Raw genomic sequence first — 23,646 nt, forward strand, 5'->3', positions numbered from 1 at the left:
CTCAATTTTGGTAGATTTGTACGCAATCAAATTATACCAAAACCCTGTGTTCATGCGGAATTTTTATATCTGTTTGACCCAATTAAGCCGGAATTAGAGCTGATTTATTAGGTGCGAAACTTCAGTAGTTATATAAAATCTGTAAAATGGGATGATTTCATTATTGATGTGGAAAAGTTTATAGAAAAAGCTTATGAAATTCAAGAAAATATTGATAGTTATGAGATAACCAAGGAAGTTTGATTTAGAATTTTTATAAATTAATGTGTGCGTAGTTCAGTACTTTAAAGTAAACGGAATGATACCCAAAAATGGTTTATGGCTGAAAGTATTAGTAATTATAAAATTTTGGTTATGTTTGTATAAATATAAAGAAATTACTACAGCACTATCCTGAAATGGGAGGTGCATTGGGCTTTTGGAAAAAACCAGAACCAATTCACCATGAAAAGTATTTGTCATAAAAATATTGATTTAAAGAGTACTAATGGAGTTGAATTTCACGTGGCGATAACTCCTTGTCCTTTATAATATCTGATGATGCAGGGGTTTTTCAGAAGAAACATTACCGGTAGAAGAGATATTTTAAATGGGTTAGCAATTATTTGGGTTTTGTACAGACAGTGAGGGGTGAAGGGTACGCCAAATGTCGGGATTTACAAAACATATGTATACAAAAGAACTTGAGAGTATTAAAAAAGATCTCAGCAATTATGTGAACAAAATTAGCGTTGTTTTGCCAAGAGAATATGGCTTAGAAACAATAGTGTCATTAATAAAAAGATATTATCCTTTTGAGTGGCAAATATTAAACGAAAAATACTGTTACTATTGTGCTAAAGATCGAAAGCTAAAAGCATTAAGAAAAAAAGTTCGATATGCAATGATGGAACCGATCTTATTAATTGAAAGCTTGAATATAACCAGGAAGCTGTTTTCAAAAGAGTATATTTATTCACATAAAAATGGCTTTAACCATGGGATGCAAATATCAGCTGAAGAGAAGTTTAAGAACGAAAGAGATCCTAAAATTAGAAAGAGACAAGAGAAAATTTCGAAAGCAAAAATAAAAGCGCAAGAAATTGAACCATTTTTTCTTGATGAATTGATGGGATTATATGATAGAAAAACAACATCACAAAAAGATAGAGTTTATATAATTAAAGAACTACAAAAATATTATTGCCCTAAAGTAGTTGTATTTTTCAAAAAGAAAGTAGAAACAGAATATAATAGACAGTTACGAGAGATGGCCTTTTATCATTTGCAAGAACTTGGTCATTATACAGTATTAAGAAAACAGAAGTATATGCGTATTCCAAGTAAGAATCAGAAACGACGTAAATTATTAAAAGATGTTTATATGAATGAAAGATTCAATATTAGTGAAATACCTGAAGAACTTGAATATAGGATTCAAAACTCTAAAGAACAAAGAATAAAGGCTTATGATTTTTTTATTTCGCACAGTAGTATTGACTTTAATGAAATCCAATGCTTGATCAGAGAATTAAATAGCAGGAAGAAAAATGTCTATTGTGATTGGATAAATGATAATGACTACTTAAAACGTAATTTGGTTGGACTAGCTACTAGGAAAGTAATAGAAAAACGAATTGAACAATCGGAAGCAATTATACTCGTTCTATCGGAACATTCTATGAAATCAAAATGGGTAAAATATGAACTAAATTACGCCTATCAATCAAATAAACCGATTTATGCAATTAGTAAAGAAGATATTTCAATTAATAGTTATTCCATAGATAAATTAAACGATCTATGGTTCCAAGACGAGAATTATAAGAACATAAAATTGTTTGAATGTTCATGAAAATAATGTAATCTGCTTAGCCATAGTTCACTACAGATGTATATGGATATGGTAAGAAGGATATAAAAAGATGTCAATCTAATATAACTATAAATGAGAACGATAGTCAAAGCCGTACCCAGCGACTCTTAGGAAACGAGGAAATCAATAGAGTAATTGTGAAAGGCCGATTTTTGCAGTGATATCGTCTAGAAGCTAAAGCTGAGGTTTTATGAGTTGCCTTCCTGGCTTATCCAGGTCACATCTCCTTTGACAAATCCCGCTAGACCCCAGCTATCCTCAACCCCAAATCTCCATAACCCCCAGCCCCCAGTCATCCCACCGAACTTCTTCAATCCCGCAGGATGTAATGTGGTTGCCTGGTGGATAACCGAACCGGAGAGCCGTAGGGATGCGTTGGATGAGAGTTAACACACAGTGGAGTGTTTTGAACTTAGGCTGTAAATTGGTTGATAGCAATCGTTAGGAGGTTTCTTGTTTGCAATATCTTTGTAGTAGGTGTGGTGAAACTTTTAAGATCAATTTTCTCCAATATATTCTAGGGCTACATATCATGGGAGGTTCCAAATTATTAAAATGCCCATACTGTGGTAAATGGTCTTTTTGCCCAAAAGTATAAAGACTTTTTGCAACAACCTCTAGTTGGCTATTTTGGCATATTTCCGATTTTAAAGGCCCTTGCACCCCAAGCACTTCCTCTGCCCTCAGCCCCAAATCCCTATAAACTCCAGCCACCGTCAAACCCACCGAACTCCTTCAATCTCGCGGGATGGGATGTGCTTTCCTGGCTGGATACCGGGGAGATAGAGGGATTGGGTAATAAATTTTCCGGTTACAGAATCTTGAGGAGAAAATAAAAATGGATAAAAAATTGTTCTATATATTAGGGTCAGTATTTTATTCCCCAAAAATAGCCTATCAATAACCTGTCAGGCTAAAAATATGAAACTATCTAGATTAGAAAAGGTGTAGTTAAATGCAGGTTTTTCATGCCGATATGTTGCTTTTATTAATAATTGTTATTCTGTTTTTAAAGAATTTTATCATCAAAAATAAGGAAATTTTTATTATATCTTTAATGATGATAATAATTATTGCGATAAATTACAAAGTTTTTATTTATATGATGCAAACAATAAGAACATCAAAATTATGGATGGTCCCAGGTTTAATTGGATGTTTTCTCATATTTATAAAGATAATAAGAATTGAAGAAAAGAAAACAAGAAGCTATCAAAAAGTTTTTTTAAAATCAGTTGAAAAATTAATATGCGATTACTTATTAATACCATTTAGTGTTTACTTTGTTTTTTATATTTTCGCTATTGTTAGTAATAAATGTGAAATATATTCCTTTGCTTTTCTTAAAATATACATTTTCTTTTTGCTAATATACGTATTAGTCTATAGACTTGTTTTGAAGTTAGACTTTAAATTTATGCTGTTTGTAATAATGTTATGGTTACCTTTAATAACAGGAAACATTAATGTTGGTGTCTTTCCGAAAATAATTTTGAATCATAGTACAAATTTAGCTTACTTTAATATAAATCTGACTTGGTTATCATCATTCATTTTAATCGCTTATATACCGCAATCATTTAAATTTGTATGGGAAAAATTATACGTGAGATATAACTTATGCGAATATAATATAAATAAGGAAGAGAAAAATAAATATGACAGGAAAAAGTTAACCCGAGCAACGGGAATATTGTTAATGGTAATTGCGATAGGGCTATTAGCTTTAGGTTTTTCAATAATTGATGTTATCACCTTTTTAATTGTTATTTTTCTTTCCATAATCATAACAATTATTTACATGAATAAATACTGCTTGAAATCTGACTATGATAGAGAACTATCTGAAAACGATAAGCAGAAGCTTAATAAAAAAATTTTATTTTAATTGGATCTGTAATTATTATAGCTTTCATAATTGGAATTTCATTATATTTAGGCAGTAGCCCCCCTGTCTATGCTGTTAGCAATGGTAGTTTAGATATTTCTACACTATGTGGTGAAAACGTGAAACTAGCGGATATTCAAAATATACAATTAAAGAATGATCTTCCGGTGATTAAATCAAAGATTAATGGATTTGATGGTGTGGGTTCTATTCTAAAAGGTGAGTTCTCTTCAGATATTGGTAATGTAACTTTATATGTTGACACTTCTAAACCACCATTTATTTATATAAAGACATCATCTGAACTGATTATTTTAAATGGTCAATCTAAATCAAAAACGGAAACCCTATTTAATGAACTGAATTCAGATATTAAGAAATAGATTTTCTAAGCATATAATAATGATTCAAGAAGGCTGACGTTGAGTGAACTCATGGATTATAGCTCTTTTGCCAGATTTGCGATTTCGATGTAATTATCAGATTCATCGCCGTCAGCCAAACCTGGACAACCCAAATCAGCAGTATTCTTGCATAATCTCTGTTATCAAATCCCCCCACGCCACTTGCACCACCCAGCTATCCCTTCATCCCCAAAATCCCCATAAACCCCCAGCCCCCCGTCAAACCCCCCGAACTCCTTCAATCCGGCAGGATGGGATGTGGTTGCCTGGGGGATAGGGAGGGAAGTGTGTGGATGGGGAAGAATAGTGATGAAGTGTATTGAAGATGTCTATTTCTTGGGGTGAAAAGTGCAATGAAAACAAAATCAACTTCTGTAGTCATTCTTACTTCGATAATTATCTTAATCTTATCTATGAATACAAAAGCATTTATAGCTGCAGATGGAACACTACTGAAAATAGCTTTCCCATTTAAGCCGATTGCTGGTCAATTATTACGAACCATTAATTTTCCGGTTTATTTGCCCTCTTACCTTCCTTCTCCTTATCGGGGCAAGAAGTGGCACCTTAATCTCGAAACAAGCAAGAATAAATTTACAATAGAAATCGACCAGTGGAGTCCAAATCAAAGAACCGGTACTGGTATGTGGGCCGGATTACTTTCCGGTAACATCGGAAATCCTCCGGAACAGCCGTTAGAAAAGCAGTTTACCACGGAAAACAAAGAAGTAAAGACCATCAACTTTCCTAATGGAGTTGAAGGAAAGGAATATATTATCGATCCTACTGTTAATGGCGGTACCGGAATCTCATGGAAAATTGGCCAGTGGAGTTACTTTGTAGCGGCTCAAGCTGGCAATGGAGTGGATAGCACCATAGGCTCCGCCACTCAAATCACTGATATTATCGGGAGAAATGGACAAGCTCTTACGGACTTCCCAGGGAAACTATATTTTCTTTATACTGGTGCAAACCATCCTATTACAGAAATCTTCTGGCAGGTGAATAATTCTATTTGGTATCGGCTTGAATGGCAGGACAATCCCAGTGATGCCATCAAGATCCTGCGTAGCATGAAATGTATTGCTGTTGGCAGACCAGAATAAATGTTTTAATTCCGTCTCCATCCCCTAATCCAAATTTTCACGTCCACTTCTTCGCTACCCGTTCCCCCAAATACCCGCCTCGTCATAAACCCCAGCCCCCCATCAACCCCACCGCACTCCTTCAATCCCGCAGGATGGGATGAACTTAGCTGGTGGATAGGGGAAGGTGGGAGGGGGGCTGGTTTTGCAGGTTGGGTGGTAACTTCGATAGAACTTGGATGAAAGAAATTTCTTACCGGAGCGCATGGTTGAGTTCCGGTTTTTTGTTATGTAAATTTTACAAATCAAGAGGAATATTCCCAAAGGTGTGGAATTGGGAATGAGAAAGATGTTTTTTTTTGTTCGAACTGTTAGAACCAATTCAGGATTAAGGGAGTGAATTAGATTATGAATGGTATCCAGTTTGGTGGGCCTAGTCCGACGACTTTTGATTTTGGATTAATGGGCGGTATGTTTTCAATGTTACTTGCATGGATTGTGTTACTGTTTGTATTTAGTGGTGTTCTCATGTGGCTGTGGAATATAACAATAACAAGGATTTTTAATATCAGGGAAATTACATATTGGGAGGCATTTCGCTTGTTAATAATTGCTGCTATTTTATTTGGCAAAATTGGATTTAATAGGTAATTGCACTAATTGGCGAGGACTATAACATTTGGCCTCAGCAAAGAAAAGCAGCATTGTTTTCCATCCATGCCATCCTTCAGCCACCAAATACTCTCAACCCCCAATCCCCAAATAAACTCCAGCCGCTTATCAACCTACCGAACTCCTTCAATCCCGCAGGATGGGATGAGCTTGCTTGGTGATATCGGGGAAGGTGGTGGGGATGCATAACATGAGCGATTTTCTAGAATGGAGCAAAAAAATGAGTAACATAGTTTTGTTAGTGGTAGATGTGCAGAATGCTTTGATTGATGAGCATCCTTATAACGAGCAAAGGGTAATAGAAAATATAAAAAACCTAATCATAACCGCAAGAGATAACCAAAAAGAAGTTTTGTTCGTGCGACATGATGATGGAAAGGGTACAGAACTTGAGAATGGGACACATGGATGGCAGATTTATGATGAAGTGTCACCTAATGGTGATGAATTAATCATCGAAAAACATTACAATAGCGCTTTTCGCAGAACTGGTTTAAAAGAATATTTGGATAAGAAGAATGTTGATACAATAATATTGGTTGGGCTCCAAACAGAATATTGCATTGACGTTACTTGTAAAAGCGCTTTTGATTATGATTATAAAATAATTATACCTGAAGAAACAAATACAACATTTGATAATGATTATCTATCCGGTGAGAAACTTTATGAGTTTTATAATTACAAAATTTGGAATAAACGATTCGCAGAAGTCATACCAGTTGAGGATGTTAAGAGACTATTAACCATGCCAACTTGAAAGTCACATTCTGGAAATCAAATTCAACCCCAGCTAACTATCAACCCAAATCCCCATAAACTTCAGCTACCGGTCAGACCACCGAACTCCTTCAATCCCGCAGGATGGGATGTGGTTGGCTGGTGGATAGGTGAAGTGTTTAGGGATGAGGGATGGAAATAAACGTTACGGATATAAGCTGGTATTATCTTCGAGACTTTGGGAGGAAAGTAAGTGGTTAGAAAAGAGTTAACCAATAGTGAGGTTGCCGTGTTAGATTTCTGGGAAACAGAAGAAATAATTATTAGAGACACAATCGTTGAGGATATAGATAGCCTACAGGAAATATATATCCAATCTCAAAGTACGGAAGGTTGGACAAGAAACGAAGAATTCACAAATGATTATATACATAATGCTTTTAGCAAAGGGAATTTACCGCCAGGTGGAATGAAAAAGTATTATAAAATACAATCCATGATTCATAAGAAAAGTTCAAAAATCATGGGGTTTTTAGAAGTTTATCTTGGTTATCCTCAAGAAGACGTGGTCTATATAGGGACTCTTTTGTTTTGTGAAGATTACCGAAACAAGGGCTATGGGCAAGAGGTTATGACTGAATTCTTAAAACAAATAGTAGAATTAGGTTTTTCTAAAGCAAGACTCGGAGTAACACTTAGAAATTGGAGTGGAATTTATTTCTGGAATAAATTGGGGTTTGATAAAATTACAAAATATGTTGGAGATAAAGTGTTTACCAATGACTCATTTGCTATATTAGAACTTGAGAGAAATTTGATCGTGTAAGGTCTTATTTCAACTCTGCTCACCTCAGCCCCCCAACACTGCAGCTACCCATCAATCCCAAATCCTAATAAACCCCAGCAATCAACCCACCGAACTTCATCAATCCCGCAGGATGGGATGTGGTTGCATGGTGGATACCGGGGAAGAAGGTGGGTGAGGCATGTAGTTGGATGCAGGGTTACCAAAGGTCAAATGGATTAAAATACAAGGTGGTCATAGTAATGGATGGAAATAATCGTGCAAATATCAGGCAAGGTACACACGTTTTTATAGTTCAAAAACAAGATCAAAGATCGGAAAAATTAACTGAAGGTGTTGTTAAAGACATTCTAACAAATTCGCCGACACATCCTCATGGAATAAAAGTTCGCCTTGAGAGTGGAATAGTGGGTCGAGTAAAGCGAATTCTCACATAAACGTTTGCCTAATTCTAACCGGTCAATGATAACATTAACCTTATTGCTTGCGCACCGCTAAGCTCAGGAAGAAACAGTTGCATTGATAGGCATACTTTATATTTGTGACAGGAGGATATAATATGATTCATAATGAAGTGCTCGATTGTATTCGTACTCGGAGAAGCACACGTAATTTTCAGGAACAGCAGATTAAAGAAGAAGAACTAAAAGCTCTGCTGGAAGCAGCTATATGGGCGCCTAGTGGAAGTAATAGCCAAAGCTGGCTGTTTACCGCAGTTCAGAACAAAGAAGCTCTGTTAAAAATTAACGAATTGTTGAAAAAAGGATTTCAACATTGGATTCCTGATGACGATTATCCAGGCAAGCTTGGAGTTAAAGCTATGGCACAAAGAGAAGATTGCCATTTTTTTTATCATGCACCAACGCTCATAATTGCTTCTAATCGTCCGAATTATGAAAATGCCATGGCAGACTGTTCACTTGCACTTGAAAATATTTTCTTGGCTGCGCATTCGCTTGGGTTGGGAAGCTGTTATATTAATCAGTTGCACTGGTTGCGGAATGATCGTGAATTGCGTGAATATCTCTTTGAGTTGGGAATTCCAAAAGAGCATACTATCTGCTCTTCGGCTGCAATCGGATATATTGATAAGGAATCAAGCGCCTCACCGCGCAAGGACGGTACTATTCATATTATAAAATGACTTAAGAATCATGCCTCCATTGCTAGGGTAAGACTAAAAATCCCCACCTGCGAGAGCGGGGTTAAAAACTAAACGGCTTTGCGGGGAATGTAATCCAGGGCGTGTTGCTCTGGATTTTTACTTATATAGGCAAAAACGGGAGGGGTTGATATCTTTCGCAACAATTTGTCCTGATGCAGTAGTATAATAAAATTAATGATTAATTCTACACAATTTCGCAATTGATATTTAAGACACAGAGATAGGACAAGAACTGTTCTAACAGGAGAAATTCGCAACGAGGTTGATAAAAGGAGAAATACGCGTGAGTGAGGTAGATATTGCATTAAATAAGGTTTATCCAAGCTTAGTAAACGATTGTAAATTTAAGGATGATTGCATCGAAGGCTACGGAAGAGTACCTATACAAGTTGGACAAACAGTGGTTTGGGCGGATTATGTTTGTTATTATTTTAAATCTAATATAAAGATACCTTTTTGCGTAGTTGAAGTAAAAGAATGTGATGATACCTCTGTTGACTTTGCTATACCACAGGCCGAATCCTATGCACAGAGAATTAACGCTCCTTTCTTTTGCTGCACAAATGGGAATATATATAATTGGTTTATGACTGGAGTTGCGCAAGGAGACTCACTAAAATTAGAAAACAAACCAACATTACCACATTATGAATTCCTAAAAAGACCCACGAAAGTTAGTATTACCCCATACTTATTCGAGGCTATAAGGAATTTTGAAGTAAGTATAAAAACAAAAGGCGCAATTTATGAAGATAGCCTTTGGCACAACGTATCTACAAATGCCCTTAACGTAGCTTTTTGGGATGATAGTAAAATAAAGGATAAGGACTTTTTAATGGGAACTATTGATAAAAATACTATGAATTCAAGAGGAAAAACAACACTATTGTCAAATATCTCGAAGGACTACAATAAATTTAAAAAATTGCTAGCTTGGTTAAAGGATGACACAGTAACCATTGAGGAACGTTTAGAAAAGGCAATAGGTAAGAATTCCCAGCACGGCGTTGAGTATGGCGGATTCTTTTTTATAACGCAAATAATATCAGGATTGTTTCCAAATGAATACACAGTTATTGAAGATAATGCTATTAAGTCTATGCTCAGATTTGAACTTATTAATATTAATTTAAAAGTTGAAACGGTTAGAGAATATTTGTTTTTCAATAAAGTTTGTACTGATTTGTTTCCTTATTTTGAAAACCCTTTTAAATTCAATTTGTCATATGTGCATAATTTTCTTTGGCATTATGAAAAAGAATATTTTAAGAATGGTAAATGGATGTAGTTATGGTAGAGGGACGGTGACATCAACAGTATTTCTAGCAAAAAAATGTTTATAGCGTTTCGTGACTTTATTCGACCAATCTCATTGATACCATGTCCCTCCCACTTGCGCCTTGCTAAGTTCAAGAAGGTTTGAAATAACCGCCCTGACAAAGCCTAGCCAGTGGTCAAGTCTGAGTAATGTGTGATGGGTTACTGGAAGGTGGCACTTATAGCTGGAGATGGAATTCCTCCGGCCTACCTGGCGGTGTGGTGGTTTTTTAAGTAAATTTCCGAAAAGCTTGGTGTGGGAAATTGGCATTCTGTAATCTGTGAGGGTATGCCGGGTAAGAGACATCTCTACCATGGCGGAAATCGTTTAGAGTTCTGATGTAGTTCTTTAAGGAGAGAATAAATAAATTGTCCGATTTAAATTCAATTATAAGAAAATACAAACGTCATAATGGTGAAGAACGATTCAAAACATTATTGAATGTACTTCATCAAAAAGGTATACCTCGCGATATTATTGAAGATATCTGCAAATCAAAACATTGTAGAAATAAATATCATATCGGCATGTTCTATTTACTTGGAGGTAGATTATTAGAAGCATCTTACTATTTCCAGCTACATTTACTAAATAATAAAGATGACAAAGAAGTATGGGTTAAATTACAGTACACATCTGCTAAACGCGGAGATTTATGGACTTCATCTGAAGCAATTAAGGAGATATGTCGCCTTGGGAACGATAATGATATTAACCGCGCAATTGCAATACATAACTTAGCTAGCGGCTACATATACAAAGCGGAGAAAGCGGCTTTATTAATAAATAATAATAATATCGATAATTTTACAATTATGATTGTTTTAGAAGTAGCCTTAACTAGTAGGAATTGGATATTGATTTCTCGCGTGTTTAGCACGGAAATAGGTAAGCAATTTCTAACTGAGTTTAATCCGCTAGATAATAAAATTGCCAAACAAATATGTATAGAAAGACTAATCAATGCATTAAAGTTTAGAGCGGTGAATTATGATGGATAAATTTTTAGTAACAAGGCTTATTGGGGATAAAAGTATAGTTCTTCCTGCATCTAAAGGATATGGAGATGTAGAAATTCGACCTGGTCGTTATGATTTTCCAAGCGAAACACTGCTATTAGGGCAATCATGTGAAGCGTTTGAGGAAAAGATTGGTCTTGACTTAGCGCAAAGAATTACTGTCATAACAGAAGCAGAAAATCCTTTTGAAGCGGACGAAATTGCAGAGGTAAAGTTTGAGCAGGTTTTAGATTGCGTAGACCGTTGGACATATGGTCAAGCGCAGACTCCTCTACGGTCTGCCGGTTTCATTAAAAACCTAGTAACTGACTGGGAGAGTCCACGCTTACCGGCGCAGTCCTTTGGGCCCTCCCCTATATTTGCCATATTCAATAGAGATATTGAGAATATTGACGAACCTCAAGCGTTATTCACTTTTCCTGACTCAGAGCTTAAATTAGCTGTATTTAGATCCAACCATTGGTTAAGAAGAGCTAGATTAGAAACTGTTTTACAGCTTAGATGCTTATTTCGATGGTTTGCATTAGAGACATTAGCTAAGGTTGAAGAAGAGAATATTACTGGGAAACTAATGCAAGCGGTTGGTTTTCCATACGGAAGAGTTGGAATATTTTTACCAAGGGAAACTCTTAATAGAATAAAAGACCATACTAACTATGAATATGGAAGAAGGTATTTCGAAAGTAAATTTGATGAAATGAGGGATTATAGAAATAATATTGTTCATTCAGGCTTCAGGCAGTGGGATATTTCACAAGACAAACTTTATGAATATGAGCAAGTATTGACTATAACAGTTCCCAGGTTACAAGGATATGCAATAACTGGTTTGTATCACGGAATACAGTCTACAAAAGAATTATGGGAGTATTTTCCGGTGATTTTTTCAGAAAATAAAAATATTACTACTGATTTACATGGTAATATTCTTTACCAAATCGGACAACAAGGAATAGATCTTAATGAACATAAGCGTGTTAATTTTAATATGTAGTACGAATTTGCAGCAACATATTCACAGTTCGTCCTGGCAGGTCGCACGTTCCAATAGGGAAGATCCAATGGGGGTAAGATCTAGCCAACCGCCCCTTATCTAGTTTCGGTATGAATCATAATGGTGAAAAGGCTGGTCTCCCAAGAACGATTCGAAATGCAGAAGAAGGAAAAATATGTCTATACACAACATGCTTCCCAAATGAACCGGAAATTAATCGCGTAATATTTGGACTCTTTCGGATATCTGAAGTTAATCAGGTAGATGCTGATTATTCAGGTAATTTGAAGGCGGACAAATCTCTAAGAATTGCACTTTCAAAAAAAGAATTGCTAAATTTCTGGGACTACTATAACAACACAAATTCACCTGAGAATGGCCAGTGGGGATCTGGTTTATTTAGATATTTAGATGACGTTACAGTTGCCCAAATATTATTAGATATACAAAAGAGAGCAAGTTGGAGAAATAAAAGAATAGTAAAAAAGATGAGTGCTGAATTTTGTAGCGAAGCGGGGTTAGATTGCACCAGTCTACCACTACCAAATGGTTATCGCATTCGGCACGGTCTAAAGTAAAACATGTATTCGAAAAATGGTTACTAAATTGTTCTAAAAGGGAAAAGGTGTAACTCAGTTTTTGTTAGGAAGCGATTTCATATGAAGATGTACGTTGGGATTACCGATTATGGCTGGTTTAAAACTTTGAAACAAGCAAATTGCGATGAAGTGAACTTCTGGAAGCCAGGAGGTCGTGCGAATTTTAAGGCTTTGAATCAAGGTGATATTTTTTTGTTCAAGCTTCACAGCCCCAAGGATTATATTGTTGGAGGAGGATTTTTTCTTAAGTTCTCCCTTTTATCTGCTTCATTAGCTTGGGATGCTTTCGGTATTGCTAATGGTGCCAATAACCTTTTGGAATTGAATAACCGAATATATAAATATAAAAAGACGAACCGCTTCTCTGATCCTGACCCATTCATCGGATGTATCATTCTTTCTATGCCATTCTATCTTGACGAGCAGGACTGGATTCCAGTCCCTTCAGATTGGAGTTCAAATATTGTACAGGGTAAAACATATGATACCGCTGAAACAATCGGTTTGGCTCTATATAAACAAGTACAAGAAAAGCTTAGGCTCCTAAATATAATTCAATATAGTGTTAAGGAAACCAGTATTCAAAATCGATACGGAAAAGAGCAGATTATAAAACCACGAATAGGCCAAGGAGCATTCAAAGTACTAATTACTGATGCTTACCAGCGGCGATGTGCAATCACTGGAGAAAAAACTTTGCCGGTTCTGGAAGCAGCGCATATAAAACCATACAGTATGGACGGTCCTCATGAGATAAATAATGGATTGCTTCTTCGAAGAGATTTTCACACTTTGTTTGATAGAGGATACATTACAGTCAATAAAAATTTAACTATTGAGGTTAGCCATCGGATAAAAGAAGACTTTGGTAATGGAAAGGAATACTATGCTCATCATGGTAGCAAGTTAATTATTCTGCCGGAACGAAGGGAGCAGCTACCTGATCCTAAATATCTCGAATGGCATAACGAAAATGTTTATTTAGGTTAGGTTTATATGGGAGAATTAATGCCAGACATCAAATTCGAAATCAAAGAAACAATCGGTGTTCTCTCAGAATCAGCAAAGGGCTGGAAAAAGGAACTTAACCTTATAAGCTGGAATGATAAAGAACCGAAGTATGATATCCGCGAGTGGTCACCCGATCACACTAAGATGGGCAAGGGTGTGACACTTACCAAAGAGGAACTTAAGAAGTTTAGAGATGTGTTGGATGGGATGAATCTGTAAGTCGCGGGGGAACCAAAATGATCCTAGAGATACATATTAAAATCCAAAAGCATGATAAAATGATTGATATAACGGCACAAATACAAAACTTTGTGACTACCCAAAATATCCAGGACGGTCTAGTTGTAGTTTATTGTCCCCACACAACTGCTGGAATAACAATTAATGAAAATGCCGATCCGGATGTGCAGAAAGATTTTCTTCGGCGACTTGATGAGATTTACCCATGGGATACTCCAAAAGATCGTCACATTGAGGGTAACTCCGCCGCTCACTTGAAGGCGGGTACTGTTGGGTCATCTCAAACTGTGATTGTTAATAACGGAAAGTTGCTCCTAGGCCGGTGGCAAGGCATATATTTTTGTGAGTTTGACGGTCCGAGGGAGCGGAATTGTTATGTTAAGTTGCTGGAATGGCAGGATTCCGATTATGACGTTTGAAATGGCTGTTTTCCTGGGAGTGTTGGCGGTTTAGTAATCAAGCGAAAATTCAATCGGTGGGATGTTATCCGGCTCTTATTAGGGTGGGTGAGGATAAACGAGGATGGAAGAAATGTTGACTATTATTATAGAACTTTGAATTAACACCAGCTGAGTAAATAATGTTTTCTCACGAAGTTGGAGGTACAAAATGGAAAGCTGGACAATCATTGGAGCTGTTTCTTCAATTGTGGGTGCTATTGCAGCAATAATTGCAGCATATTTTGCTTTTATTTCGAGTCCAAAAATGGTGAAAGATATTAACCTAGAAGTTCAAACGGTAAAAAATCTGAATGATAATGAATGGGAAATTGAATTTAATATCAGAAACGAAGATAGAAAAACCATTTTGCAAGATGCAATGGTATGTATTAAAACAGAAGGGTTAAATCAATTTAAGGCTCAACCAATTACTGGTGCTATAGGAGCATTATTATACATACCGACCATACACTTTGAAGGAAATTCAATAATTATTTCTATCGAAAAACTTAAACCTCGAACTCGGCAAGTGTACGTGATTAGATTTAAGGCAGAGCCAAGGATATATTGTTTTGAGTGGTCTGGATATAGTCCTAACTTTAAAGAGAAAAAAGGTTATGTGACATTAGATTTAAAAACAAAGTATGAAGAAATGGGCTTAGAAAGAAGTTAACCAATATGTAGTGCTACAAGCAATACATCGTCACAAGATGGCCAACCTGTCCGTCCATGGCCACTCGACAGGCTAGCATAAAAGTTCATGTCGTTGCGGCTAATCATCTGGAAGCGCTGAACCTTTCGGGGCTGAAGAAACCGGGAGCTTTGATTAGTGTAAATAGATTAGATGAGAATTTTAAATAATAATGATAACGGGGTGACTGGTATCAATAGGTTACTTAGTATCGGTTGGGTTTCAGCAGTATCCCTGATAATTTCCATTATCGTATTGGGTATAGCGAGTTTATTCTTTCATATACCATTAGCATTAAGCCAATTAGGACTAGCAGGCTTGGCTACAATCGTAGGTGGTTTAGCGACTATTGGTGGTATAGCTACTGGACTTATCGGATTATACTCACTAACTTCGATTAATGAAAAAATAAATAAAGCGATAGCAATGGAAAAAGAAACTTGGCAAAAACAAATGGATGATGAGATGTCCAGGAACTTACGCGCATTTTCTGAGTACAATGAAGGATTAGAAAAAAGCGATATACGTGAAGCAGCCGAATGCATGGAAAATGCCTTAAGGATTCAACCACGGCTACCACTAGCAGCTGAACGCATAGGTATGCGTTTTTCAAAAGCTACATGTGAATGGGCATGGAGGATGATCGATCGGAGCAAAGAATTCGAACCTACTATTTTTAATTATCGAAGCTTGAATTCACCTATGCCGTCGCACAATGAAAATAATGATTATCGGCATGATGCAATTACATGGCTCCAAAGAGCGTTAATCATTACGGAAAATGTGCCTTTAATCAAATACGAATTGGCAAAACTATATTTTTTGATAAACGATAATAAAAGAGGTATAGGTTTATTAAAAGAGGCAATTGAGCAAGATAATCGATTAACAAAGAATTGTAGTATACATGACTTGGGATTGATTCTATGGAATTGCCGAGATTATGAAGAAGTTCAAACAATCTGCAATATGTTGGAAAAACCTGCATTATTAAGTTTAACAGAAACGTCTTTAAATTATTTGCTTAAAAATCCTCTTGGTTATTCAGGAGGTACAATGATACCAATTTTAGCAGCACGTAGGAATAATCCATCTTTAAGATTTAAGGATTTCCACCCAATCTTATATTATATAGGGTCTCGAACGTCAGCTAACGGGAATATCGAATTTCTTATTCAATGGTATGAAGATCAGGTAATAAGATTACCGAGAGAGAATGAAGAGCCCTGGGACTCAAAAAAACTCTTAAAAATAGTAAATGATGCATTTATTACGATTGGGAGGTTTACATAATGAAAATGGATTTCAATATGATATTAGAACTTGATCGAAAAATGCTGCTTGACTTTTATAGCCTAGGTGCTTGGGTGCATCAATATACGGCAACGGCCCTTTATCATGAGGCGCAGCGAATAGCTAATGACACAAGGGTTGCATTAGATGATCGTCCACGAATACAAATGGTTCTAAGGGTAAAGATACTTGTTGAAGTAGTTTCAGCAATGGAGACTCTTGGACGTTTTTGTTTTTCTATTCGAAACCGTGAAAAAGATGGTATAGCTACTTGTTACATTAATATGAGAGATAATAAGGCAAATGAATTTTATAACTTGTATAAATTAGGAAACCCTATATTGCCTGAAATTTTATACTTACCAGAGATAAAAGATATGGAGGAAATTGTCGATAACGGCGATTTACAACTTGAAAGTATGAATGAGTTAATAAATCGAATTGCCGTAGCATATTTGGATGATCAAGGTGAAGATTTTATGAATCGAAAACTTAAACGAACTTATAATGCCATAAAACATGGTAGTCATATAATAAATAATATTAAGGAGCTAGTTCCAATACCGGCTGATTTTGTAATTGGTGAGGTTCCGATTGTAACTAGGTGGCCTTATCGTAATGAAGCGATCAATAATAAAACTATGATTTTTACAACAAGAAGCATGTCTGAGGAGGCAGTACTGGAAGACTTAAAATTGATTGGCGAAATTTCAATAGTTCTATCGACTTTATCACAACTAATCATACTACTTATTGATAAGGGACTTCTATCGTATGGAAATAAGGTTATTTGATTAACTATTGTCACCCGCTCAGCACACGGCTTGTATGGGATGCATAAATATGTACCGCAGACAGTGGGGGATAAAGGTGTGGTGAGGGATAAGGATGAAACGTGCAAGTATCTGATCGGCAAAAGGTATGAGATGAATAATAAGAGGTTAGGCCCAAAATGTTGGCCGAACCTCCTCTTCTTATCTTGGGATATTTTATTAGCATTTTCGTCAAATATTACATAGAAACCATAATCTTAATCTAAGGTATAATATTTCTTGACAACCGCCCAAATCAATGCTCTCACTTCGGTGGGGGCATTGTCTGCTATTTAAATAATTTGTGAAGGCGACCTTCAGTTTGTTCAGGAACCTGCAAATATCCCCAAAAAATTTAAAAGCCGCCCCACAGCAAGGGCGGCTTAATAGATATCACACTAGAATAAATAAATCTGGTTGTTTTATTTGGCAAAAATGCCAACAGTGTTCTTCTCATCTAGGTATTGATTTATACTGAAACCTGACCCCACTCTTTCATTGAATATTGACCCCCTCGCAATAAAAAGATATCCTTTCTCGGTCAGCAGGAATTACATAGAGAAAGGATATCTAGGGGGAGAATGAAAGATGTGCAAGACTGGATCGCAGTAAAACGACTATACCGGAGCGGCATGAAAATCAAGGCTATATCAAGACAGTTAGGGATGTCCAAAAATACCGTCAAAAAGCTTATTAAACTTGATGAAGAACCCAAATATATGAGGTTTGTAAACACGACAAAAATCGACGGCTATAAAACTCAGATTAGAAGGTGGTACCTAGAACCAGAATTTAATTTCATTGGAACTCGGATTTTTCGAGAGCTTAAACTTCTAGGTTATACCGGTAGCATTGGTCCAGTTTACAGATACCTTACTATTCTTAAGGATGAAAAGCGCAAAATTAATAGCATTGCTACCGATAGAATAGAAACACCTCCTGGGGATCAAGCTCAGTTCGACTGGGCTGAGTACACTATTGTAGTCAACCATCAAATTACAAAAGTCTATTGTTTTTCGATGATCCTTTCATCAAGCAGGGTAAAAGACATCGTGTTTTCACTTACAGTTGATGGAGATGCTATCTACGAAGCCATTCAAGATCTTTTTAGCTCATTTGGAGGCGTTGCAAAAGAACTACTGATTGACAACCCAAAGGCTCTAGTCATCGAGAATAAACAAGGTCTTCCCCCAAAATTCAATATTGATGCCTTACGACTGGCCACCCATTTAGGAACCGAATTAAATGCCTGTAACCCCTACAGGGCTCGAACGAAGGGTTATGTTAAGACTTTTGTTATGTAAAGATTTACAGGTAAAACCTTGCAGCAACGAAAGCCTTAACAAAATTTCTTTACATAATCATTTTCGATTAAACGTTTTTAACCATTGTCTTAAATCCGTATTGTTATCCCATTCAGCTGCCTCTAATGGAACAATTTCTTTGCTGGCAGCTTCAATCGCTTCACGTTTTCGCCTTACATCAGCCTTTGCGTATACTTCTGTAGTTTTAACACTGACATGGCCAAGTAAATCTCGTATGTAAATCAAGTCTACCCCTGAATCCACGAGACCCATAGCAGTTGTATGTCTCATTTTGTGCGGACTGAAATCCTTTGGGATTATCTCCGGATTGATTTCACGAGCACGTTTCGCATATTTACTGACGATATAATTAACACCCTGTCTCGTGAATTGTTGATTCATATGATTCCTAAACAACCATTCGTTCAGCTTTTCTTGCTTGTCATATCCCTCTTGAGTCAGGTATTTCTGTATTAAAGGAACGATATTTCTCATAAGGGGGACATAACGACTTTTTTGCCCTTTTCCGTGAACTAGGAGTGTGTAGGGTACATGAAGGGAGAGGTCTTTTACCCGTATGTTTATGAGTTCACTGACACGCAAACCTGTCGTATAAAGAAGAGACAACATGACATAATCGCGCAGACCGCCTGATGATTTAACATCCACCTGAACCATGAGCAACCTAACCCCATCTGTTTTCATGTAGGATATTTCTTTCTGTGGAGCTTTTTTTATAGGAATCCCAAGAATACGCTGGTATTCATCTAAGTGCTCCGGAAACTCGTACATAAGAAATCTTACAAAGCTGTTAATGGCGGCTTGCCGTTGGTTTCTTGTCGCTATACTATTTTGCCGCTGCTCCTGTAGCCATTCTAGGAAAAGTAAAACATTCTTATAGGTCAGGTGAGCTATTTGTATCCTATCTGCAGATATACGGCGTTCTTCGTACATGTATGTCAAGTAAAGTAAGAACGCGTATCTGTATGAGTCAATGGTCATTGGCGTGCTACCATTTTCGTTGGGCAGATAAACCGTAAAGTATTTATTCAAATATACGGCAAAGTCAGTCGTTTTCATGGCTTCCCAGCCTCTCCGAAGACTTTGTCCATTTTATCTTTAAAACGTTCTTCAATATACGGGTACAGGCTCATTGTTAACCTAACATACCGTTCAGTGGCATAGATCGTCTTATGTCCAAGATATGTTGATAGGATTGGGAGTGCCACATACATGTCTAGCCCTGCATCGATCATCTGTTTGAAGGAATGCACAGAAAAAGTATGACGCCAGTCATGCAGCCTTGGTCCTTTACCTCCACCAAGATAAGGGATACCCGCCTTCTGAAGGAACAACCTATGGTAGTCGTAAATAACATCACCACTCAATCTGCCTCCATTGGATGTTGTGAATATATATTCCTTATCATCAAGAAGATAAAAGCATTTTTCTGCATATTGCCGCATCATGGCTGCTAACTCATCACTTAAGACGATATAGCGTTCGCAATCGTTCTTGGTTTCAAACAGTCTGATTATGCCGTCTTCAAGATCCACGTCCTGTTTTCTAATGCCAAGTGTTTCATTAATTCTTGTCCCACAACAGTACAGAAGTCGGAACAGAATTGGAAACTGAATAGCATCTTTGCGATTACGGGACGATTCATATGTATCGACAGCATGAAAATACTGTGCTATTTCATCTTCACTATAGATGTGTGGCTGGAAATCGGTCTGTCTAAAATTAACGTCTCTCGTTACAAAAACACTATAACCCCTAAGGCTGAGATAAAGCAGAAAGTGTTTAACTCTGTTGATCCGGGCATAGTGCGTGGTGCTTGCTTCATTCTGTTTTCTCTCTATCCATTCTACTGCATGCTGACGAGTAAAGACCGGCTGGAGTAGCTTGTGTTTAACACAAAATCGGTCAAACTGCCGTAAATAATTAAGATAACTTATCTCCTTATGTCCGGATGCTACCATGTAGTCCAGATATTGATTCATTTCTATTGAAAAAACGGATTTGAGTTCGCGTTTTCTCATGCTTCCTACCTCCCTACCTTGTAATGCTTTGAATACATCGCTGGTATGGAAAGCGGACATTGACGCAACTTTTCCGTATCAACCTTCAAATAAATTTTGGTGCTCTCGGTATTCTGATGTCCAAGGACGGTACTGATGATAGGCATGGAGATATTCTTTTTCAACATATTCGTTGCCAAGCTGTGCCGAAGAGAATGTGGATCGTGTTTCTTGGATTTCCAGTTCTTAATATGTGCCTTCTTCATGTATTTCGTTACAATGGAATGTACAGTCGGCGTGGAAAGTGGCCGGCCCTTTTTTGCAGATTCTGCCGATACGATAATTTCTTCTGAATCAGTTAGAGGACGCCCATGCTTCAAATAGTCAATAATAGCGTTACCAACCGAAGAAAGCAGTGGATACTCTACAGGTATATCGGTTTTGTGTTGATTGAAACGGATGACATTTTTGTCCCAGTCTATCTGACTAAAGCGGAAATTCACAATGTCACTGGATCGCCATCCGTATTCAGCCGCAAGTAACAGAATAAGGTAATCCCTTTTCCCAGTGGCGGATGAGCGTTCTACGGACGAAATTATCCTGCGAATTTCATCTTCCTCGTATGTTGTGGGAATTTTACAATGGTGTTTGTAGTTGTCTTTCAAGATAAATACAGAATTATCTTTTTCAGTAATGCCATGATCATGGGCATACCGAAAATAAATCCGTAGCGTTGAGCCGCAGTTATGCCTGGAGGCGAGGGAATAATCCAACGTGCGAAAAAAATCCTCCATGATTTCAACACTAAGATTTTCAAGCGTTAATGAATGCTTTTCTAGGTAACAGAAAAATTCGTAGAGATACTGTTCCTTGTTTCTGATTGTGCTCTCGGAAAAATGCTGCACATTACGAAGGTAGGATAGGTACAAATGCATGTTACTACCTGTATTACCGAGAAATAGCCTTTCAATCCTCGGCGTACGAAATTCAAAATCCCCGTCTTTCTGATAAGAAGTTAGCATACGAATTGCACGGAGTCGAATTTTTTCATCGTGATTAAGCCTTTCATTTGATATATGGGTTCCCAGGGTTTCATCACAGTACTGGAAACCAACCGACTCAGAAAAATCCGTGAAGTTATGTATTTTCATCCAGCTAATAAGTTTTTCCCATTCCGCTTTGATTCTGCCGTACAGAACAGCAACATACCCTCTACTGACTAACTCATCATCGCATAAAGAAATTAGTGCCTGAACGTCTGTTACCATAAACCAAACTCCCTTTTAATGTTTTGATTCATGAGTAACACTTCCGGATTATTATGTAAAGAAATATAACACCAAAACAGAGCATCTCTGCATTTGGAATTAGATTTCTTTACATAACGAAAGTCTTAACATAACCTTTGTTACGTAAAGATTAACATAAGAAGGGCAAGGTAGAAAAGCCGTTTCAGTACATCGAAGAACAATTCATCAAAGGAAATTCCTTCACGTCAATGGACGAACTTAATGCTAAAGGAAAAGCCTTTATGAAGGAATGGTGCAAGGTAATGCATACAACCACTCGGAGAATTTCTGAAGAAGCTTTTCGAGAAGAAAAAGAATGTCTTCTCCCTTTACCGGCAAAACGTTTTATGAGAGTTCAGCCTGAACCACGTAAAGTAAGCCCGGATTCATTGATTAGTGTAAAAGGTAATAAGTACAGTGTTCCCGTAGCCTATGTAGGAAAAACGGTTAAATGTCGTATCGTCTATGGTTACAAGCTCCTCATATATGACAAGAAAGATCATTTCATTGATCATTATGAGTTAAGGTGGGGAAACCATGAAGTCGAACGTAATGATCTTCACTATAAAGAGATTCAAGCAAAGGTTCCAAAGTCTATCCCAGAGATTAGAAGACGATTTGTCACAACCTTCGAAAGGGGCGCGGAATACCTTGAAAAATCAGCTTCGGTGATCGAACAATCCAGTTATCATGCGAGGCAAATCTTAAAGCTACAGGAGCTTTACACAATACCCATACTCAATCGAATCCTTGATTACTGTATCGACCATAATATTTATGCCATTGATGGGATTAAAGAAATCTTAAAAAATAAGTCTCTAGAGATTTTAGTTGAAAGTATGGGTTGTGAGGTTGCAGCGGCTACCACGGAAAATCCGGGACTGACAAGAGCTTTATCCTACTATGGAGGGGTCAATTGTGAATCTAGCAATGGATAAGGAGGATCAGTACATTTATTCCATACTCAAGCAATTTAAACTGGTAGATATTCGTGAGAACTACGTTGATCTCATTGAAGAGGCGAAGAAAGAGCAACTGGACTATAAGCAATTTTTGCTCCACATTCTTCAGCATGAGGAACAAGGAAAGAAACGTCGGATGATCGCTAAGCTTATTAGAGAAGCTCACTTTGAGAAAGAGCAATCCTTAGACGAATATGACTTTAGTTTTCACAATTTCCAACATATGAGGAAGATACAAGAGTTATCGACTCTGGAATTTCTAGATCGAAAAGAGAATATTATCCTCATTGGTCCGCCAGGCGTTGGAAAGAGCTGCATTGCTACAGGACTTGGAATAAAGGCTTGTGAAGCCGGAAAGAGGGTCTTATTCGTTAATGCTGTAGAATTATTCATTGCCGAATTAGCAGCCCAAGCAACTCAGGGAAAATTAAAGCTTCTATTTGAAAAGCTTGCACGAATTCCTTTAATTGCGATCGACGAGCTAGGTTACCTAAAAATGGACAAAGAAAAAGAGAGCTTATTCTTTCAATTTATCCGCCACAGATACGAAAAGAATGCTCTCATCATAACGACTAACTTACCGTTAGACCATTGGGACGAAGTATTTACCAGCCAGCTTGCAGCGACTGCAATCTTAGACCGATTAGTCCATCACTCCCATATCGTCAGTATAACGGGTGATAGCTATCGTGTAAAGGGAAAGAAGAAAGGGATTAATTTAAATGAAAAATCTCGCTAACACCCATTTCGATCAATACGTTGAGCTATTTAATTCCCAAGGTAAAGGGGCTGCCATCGAATATATAACCCAGGAGTGTAACATGGATTATTTAGCATTTCAAAGGAAACTGCGAACTAAATCCAACTATGTTTATGATCGGGGTACCAAGAAATATCGAGTTCGAGACAACGAGAATCAATTTATGAGTTTAGAGGAGCATTCCTGTGAGTAACAAAAAATGAGCTTTGAAAAAAAGACGACCTCACGTTAAGCTTTGAGAGGATGCACTGTTGGCCAACAGAATCCAATCAAAAAATAACGGAGGTCACCCAGGTGAA

27 protein-coding genes are annotated in these 23,646 nt (G+C 37.1%); 23 read left to right on the forward strand and 4 right to left on the reverse strand.

All coding sequences use genetic code 11. The features are described 5' to 3' along the window. Positions 1-646 precede the first annotated feature (646 nt). A complete protein-coding gene (locus tag B5Y67_RS06870; RefSeq protein ID WP_088225761.1) occupies positions 647-1,834 on the forward strand; it encodes a toll/interleukin-1 receptor domain-containing protein in 1,188 nt (395 codons plus the stop codon). Positions 1,835-2,296: 462 nt separating this feature from the next. Here the strand turns inward: B5Y67_RS06870 and B5Y67_RS24910 are convergent, their stop codons facing one another. Further along, positions 2,297-2,575, reverse strand: a complete 279-nt coding sequence (locus B5Y67_RS24910) for a hypothetical protein (protein WP_140419068.1) — start codon at positions 2,573-2,575, stop codon at positions 2,297-2,299. Positions 2,576-2,810: 235 nt separating this feature from the next. Here B5Y67_RS24910 and B5Y67_RS06880 point away from each other — a divergent pair, with 235 nt between their 5' ends. From B5Y67_RS06880 to istA, 19 genes are all read left to right on the forward strand, one after another. Next, a complete protein-coding gene (locus B5Y67_RS06880; RefSeq protein WP_088225763.1) occupies positions 2,811-3,743 on the forward strand; it encodes a DUF3784 domain-containing protein in 933 nt (310 codons plus the stop codon). Positions 3,744-3,862: 119 nt separating this feature from the next. Next, positions 3,863-4,126, forward strand: a complete 264-nt coding sequence (locus tag B5Y67_RS06885) for a hypothetical protein (RefSeq protein ID WP_088225764.1) — start codon at positions 3,863-3,865, stop codon at positions 4,124-4,126. A gap of 374 nt (positions 4,127-4,500) precedes the next feature. Then, positions 4,501-5,253, forward strand: coding sequence for a hypothetical protein (locus B5Y67_RS06890; protein WP_088225765.1), 753 nt, complete (start codon positions 4,501-4,503; stop codon positions 5,251-5,253). A 387-nt stretch (positions 5,254-5,640) separates the two neighbouring features. Beyond that, positions 5,641-5,883, forward strand: coding sequence for a hypothetical protein (locus tag B5Y67_RS06895; RefSeq protein ID WP_088225766.1), 243 nt, complete (start codon positions 5,641-5,643; stop codon positions 5,881-5,883). A gap of 241 nt (positions 5,884-6,124) precedes the next feature. Next, on the forward strand, positions 6,125-6,664 hold the full coding sequence (locus B5Y67_RS06900; protein ID WP_088225786.1) for a cysteine hydrolase family protein: 540 nt from the start codon (positions 6,125-6,127) through the stop codon (positions 6,662-6,664). Positions 6,665-6,877: 213 nt separating this feature from the next. Next, positions 6,878-7,450 carry a GNAT family N-acetyltransferase gene (locus B5Y67_RS06905; protein WP_088225767.1) on the forward strand — a complete coding sequence of 191 codons (573 nt, stop codon included), beginning with the start codon at positions 6,878-6,880 and terminating at the stop codon, positions 7,448-7,450. Between the two features lie 221 nt (positions 7,451-7,671). Next, on the forward strand, positions 7,672-7,866 hold the full coding sequence (locus tag B5Y67_RS06910; protein WP_088225787.1) for a YwbE family protein: 195 nt from the start codon (positions 7,672-7,674) through the stop codon (positions 7,864-7,866). Between the two features lie 122 nt (positions 7,867-7,988). Next, positions 7,989-8,573 (forward strand): nitroreductase, encoded by a 585-nt coding sequence (locus B5Y67_RS06915; protein ID WP_088225768.1) that lies wholly within the window; start codon positions 7,989-7,991, stop codon positions 8,571-8,573. Positions 8,574-8,877: 304 nt separating this feature from the next. Next, positions 8,878-9,882: a type I restriction enzyme HsdR N-terminal domain-containing protein gene (locus B5Y67_RS06920; RefSeq protein ID WP_088225769.1), complete on the forward strand. Its 1,005-nt coding sequence runs from the start codon at positions 8,878-8,880 to the stop codon at positions 9,880-9,882. 398 nt (positions 9,883-10,280) lie between these two features. Beyond that, positions 10,281-10,913: a hypothetical protein gene (locus tag B5Y67_RS06925; RefSeq protein WP_088225770.1), complete on the forward strand. Its 633-nt coding sequence runs from the start codon at positions 10,281-10,283 to the stop codon at positions 10,911-10,913. Continuing rightward, positions 10,903-11,925, forward strand: a complete 1,023-nt coding sequence (locus tag B5Y67_RS06930; RefSeq protein ID WP_088225771.1) for a HEPN domain-containing protein — start codon at positions 10,903-10,905, stop codon at positions 11,923-11,925. Before B5Y67_RS06925 ends, B5Y67_RS06930 begins: the two co-directional genes overlap by 11 nt. Positions 11,926-12,035: 110 nt before the next feature. Further along, the gene (locus B5Y67_RS06935) at positions 12,036-12,503 is read left to right on the forward strand and encodes a hypothetical protein (protein WP_088225772.1); all 468 of its coding nucleotides are present in this window, start codon (positions 12,036-12,038) and stop codon (positions 12,501-12,503) included. An 81-nt stretch (positions 12,504-12,584) separates the two neighbouring features. After that, entirely contained in the window at positions 12,585-13,514 is a 930-nt protein-coding gene (locus B5Y67_RS06940; protein WP_088225773.1) for an HNH endonuclease, read from the forward strand. Positions 13,515-13,532: 18 nt separating this feature from the next. Further along, positions 13,533-13,754 carry a YdbC family protein gene (locus B5Y67_RS06945; RefSeq protein ID WP_088225774.1) on the forward strand — a complete coding sequence of 74 codons (222 nt, stop codon included), beginning with the start codon at positions 13,533-13,535 and terminating at the stop codon, positions 13,752-13,754. A gap of 17 nt (positions 13,755-13,771) precedes the next feature. Beyond that, positions 13,772-14,194: a secondary thiamine-phosphate synthase enzyme YjbQ gene (locus tag B5Y67_RS06950; protein ID WP_088225775.1), complete on the forward strand. Its 423-nt coding sequence runs from the start codon at positions 13,772-13,774 to the stop codon at positions 14,192-14,194. A 190-nt stretch (positions 14,195-14,384) separates the two neighbouring features. Then, positions 14,385-14,888 (forward strand): hypothetical protein, encoded by a 504-nt coding sequence (locus B5Y67_RS06955; protein WP_088225776.1) that lies wholly within the window; start codon positions 14,385-14,387, stop codon positions 14,886-14,888. Positions 14,889-15,059: 171 nt separating this feature from the next. After that, positions 15,060-16,199, forward strand: coding sequence for a hypothetical protein (locus B5Y67_RS06960; RefSeq protein WP_088225777.1), 1,140 nt, complete (start codon positions 15,060-15,062; stop codon positions 16,197-16,199). Beyond that, positions 16,199-16,993 (forward strand): hypothetical protein, encoded by a 795-nt coding sequence (locus B5Y67_RS06965; RefSeq protein WP_088225778.1) that lies wholly within the window; start codon positions 16,199-16,201, stop codon positions 16,991-16,993. The genes B5Y67_RS06960 and B5Y67_RS06965 overlap by 1 nt, the downstream gene beginning before the upstream one ends. A gap of 599 nt (positions 16,994-17,592) precedes the next feature. Then, positions 17,593-18,315, forward strand: coding sequence for an IS21 family transposase (istA, locus tag B5Y67_RS06970; protein WP_088225779.1), 723 nt, complete (start codon positions 17,593-17,595; stop codon positions 18,313-18,315). 57 nt (positions 18,316-18,372) lie between these two features. Here the strand turns inward: istA and B5Y67_RS06975 are convergent, their stop codons facing one another. The 3 genes from B5Y67_RS06975 to B5Y67_RS06985 are packed head-to-tail and all read right to left on the reverse strand — an operon-like array spanning position 18,373 to position 21,604. Continuing rightward, entirely contained in the window at positions 18,373-19,395 is a 1,023-nt protein-coding gene (locus tag B5Y67_RS06975) for a tyrosine-type recombinase/integrase (RefSeq protein WP_088225780.1), read from the reverse strand. Then, positions 19,392-20,357 carry a tyrosine-type recombinase/integrase gene (locus B5Y67_RS06980; RefSeq protein ID WP_088225781.1) on the reverse strand — a complete coding sequence of 322 codons (966 nt, stop codon included), beginning with the start codon at positions 20,355-20,357 and terminating at the stop codon, positions 19,392-19,394. Before B5Y67_RS06980 ends, B5Y67_RS06975 begins: the two co-directional genes overlap by 4 nt. A gap of 5 nt (positions 20,358-20,362) precedes the next feature. After that, entirely contained in the window at positions 20,363-21,604 is a 1,242-nt protein-coding gene (locus B5Y67_RS06985) for a site-specific integrase (protein ID WP_088225782.1), read from the reverse strand. 230 nt (positions 21,605-21,834) lie between these two features. Here B5Y67_RS06985 and B5Y67_RS06990 point away from each other — a divergent pair, with 230 nt between their 5' ends. From B5Y67_RS06990 to B5Y67_RS07000, 3 genes are read left to right on the forward strand one after another with little or no spacing between them, the layout of a single operon-like run. Then, positions 21,835-22,563 (forward strand): hypothetical protein, encoded by a 729-nt coding sequence (locus tag B5Y67_RS06990; RefSeq protein WP_088225783.1) that lies wholly within the window; start codon positions 21,835-21,837, stop codon positions 22,561-22,563. Further along, positions 22,544-23,326 (forward strand): IS21-like element helper ATPase IstB, encoded by a 783-nt coding sequence (istB, locus tag B5Y67_RS06995; protein WP_242975894.1) that lies wholly within the window; start codon positions 22,544-22,546, stop codon positions 23,324-23,326. Before B5Y67_RS06990 ends, istB begins: the two co-directional genes overlap by 20 nt. Next, on the forward strand, positions 23,310-23,540 hold the full coding sequence (locus B5Y67_RS07000) for a hypothetical protein (protein ID WP_088225785.1): 231 nt from the start codon (positions 23,310-23,312) through the stop codon (positions 23,538-23,540). The genes istB and B5Y67_RS07000 overlap by 17 nt, the downstream gene beginning before the upstream one ends. Positions 23,541-23,646: the final 106 nt, after the last annotated feature.

It is taken from the genome of Desulfosporosinus sp. FKB, from assembly GCF_002196705.1.
Taxonomy (GTDB): domain Bacteria; phylum Bacillota; class Desulfitobacteriia; order Desulfitobacteriales; family Desulfitobacteriaceae; genus Desulfosporosinus.

Excerpts from the sequence above, each read along its gene's own strand:
- B5Y67_RS06870 (WP_088225761.1), top strand. The coding sequence starts at position 647 with ATGTCGGGATTTACAAAACATATGTATACAAAAGAACTTGAGAGTATT.
- B5Y67_RS06880 (WP_088225763.1), top strand. The coding sequence starts at position 2,811 with ATGCAGGTTTTTCATGCCGATATGTTGCTTTTATTAATAATTGTTATT.
- B5Y67_RS06890 (WP_088225765.1), top strand. The coding sequence starts at position 4,501 with ATGAAAACAAAATCAACTTCTGTAGTCATTCTTACTTCGATAATTATC.
- B5Y67_RS06895 (WP_088225766.1), top strand. The coding sequence starts at position 5,641 with ATGAATGGTATCCAGTTTGGTGGGCCTAGTCCGACGACTTTTGATTTT.
- B5Y67_RS06900 (WP_088225786.1), top strand. The coding sequence starts at position 6,125 with ATGAGTAACATAGTTTTGTTAGTGGTAGATGTGCAGAATGCTTTGATT.
- B5Y67_RS06910 (WP_088225787.1), top strand. The coding sequence starts at position 7,672 with ATGGATGGAAATAATCGTGCAAATATCAGGCAAGGTACACACGTTTTT.
- B5Y67_RS06915 (WP_088225768.1), top strand. The coding sequence starts at position 7,989 with ATGATTCATAATGAAGTGCTCGATTGTATTCGTACTCGGAGAAGCACA.
- B5Y67_RS06930 (WP_088225771.1), top strand. The coding sequence starts at position 10,903 with ATGATGGATAAATTTTTAGTAACAAGGCTTATTGGGGATAAAAGTATA.
- B5Y67_RS06935 (WP_088225772.1), top strand. The coding sequence starts at position 12,036 with ATGAATCATAATGGTGAAAAGGCTGGTCTCCCAAGAACGATTCGAAAT.
- B5Y67_RS06940 (WP_088225773.1), top strand. The coding sequence starts at position 12,585 with ATGAAGATGTACGTTGGGATTACCGATTATGGCTGGTTTAAAACTTTG.
- B5Y67_RS06945 (WP_088225774.1), top strand. The coding sequence starts at position 13,533 with ATGCCAGACATCAAATTCGAAATCAAAGAAACAATCGGTGTTCTCTCA.
- B5Y67_RS06950 (WP_088225775.1), top strand. The coding sequence starts at position 13,772 with ATGATCCTAGAGATACATATTAAAATCCAAAAGCATGATAAAATGATT.
- B5Y67_RS06955 (WP_088225776.1), top strand. The coding sequence starts at position 14,385 with ATGGAAAGCTGGACAATCATTGGAGCTGTTTCTTCAATTGTGGGTGCT.
- B5Y67_RS06960 (WP_088225777.1), top strand. The coding sequence starts at position 15,060 with ATGAGAATTTTAAATAATAATGATAACGGGGTGACTGGTATCAATAGG.
- B5Y67_RS06965 (WP_088225778.1), top strand. The coding sequence starts at position 16,199 with ATGAAAATGGATTTCAATATGATATTAGAACTTGATCGAAAAATGCTG.
- istA (WP_088225779.1), top strand. The coding sequence starts at position 17,593 with ATGAAAGATGTGCAAGACTGGATCGCAGTAAAACGACTATACCGGAGC.
- B5Y67_RS06975 (WP_088225780.1), bottom strand. The coding sequence starts at position 19,395 with ATGAAAACGACTGACTTTGCCGTATATTTGAATAAATACTTTACGGTT.
- B5Y67_RS06980 (WP_088225781.1), bottom strand. The coding sequence starts at position 20,357 with ATGAGAAAACGCGAACTCAAATCCGTTTTTTCAATAGAAATGAATCAA.
- B5Y67_RS06985 (WP_088225782.1), bottom strand. The coding sequence starts at position 21,604 with ATGGTAACAGACGTTCAGGCACTAATTTCTTTATGCGATGATGAGTTA.
- B5Y67_RS06990 (WP_088225783.1), top strand. The coding sequence starts at position 21,835 with ATGGACGAACTTAATGCTAAAGGAAAAGCCTTTATGAAGGAATGGTGC.
- B5Y67_RS07000 (WP_088225785.1), top strand. The coding sequence starts at position 23,310 with ATGAAAAATCTCGCTAACACCCATTTCGATCAATACGTTGAGCTATTT.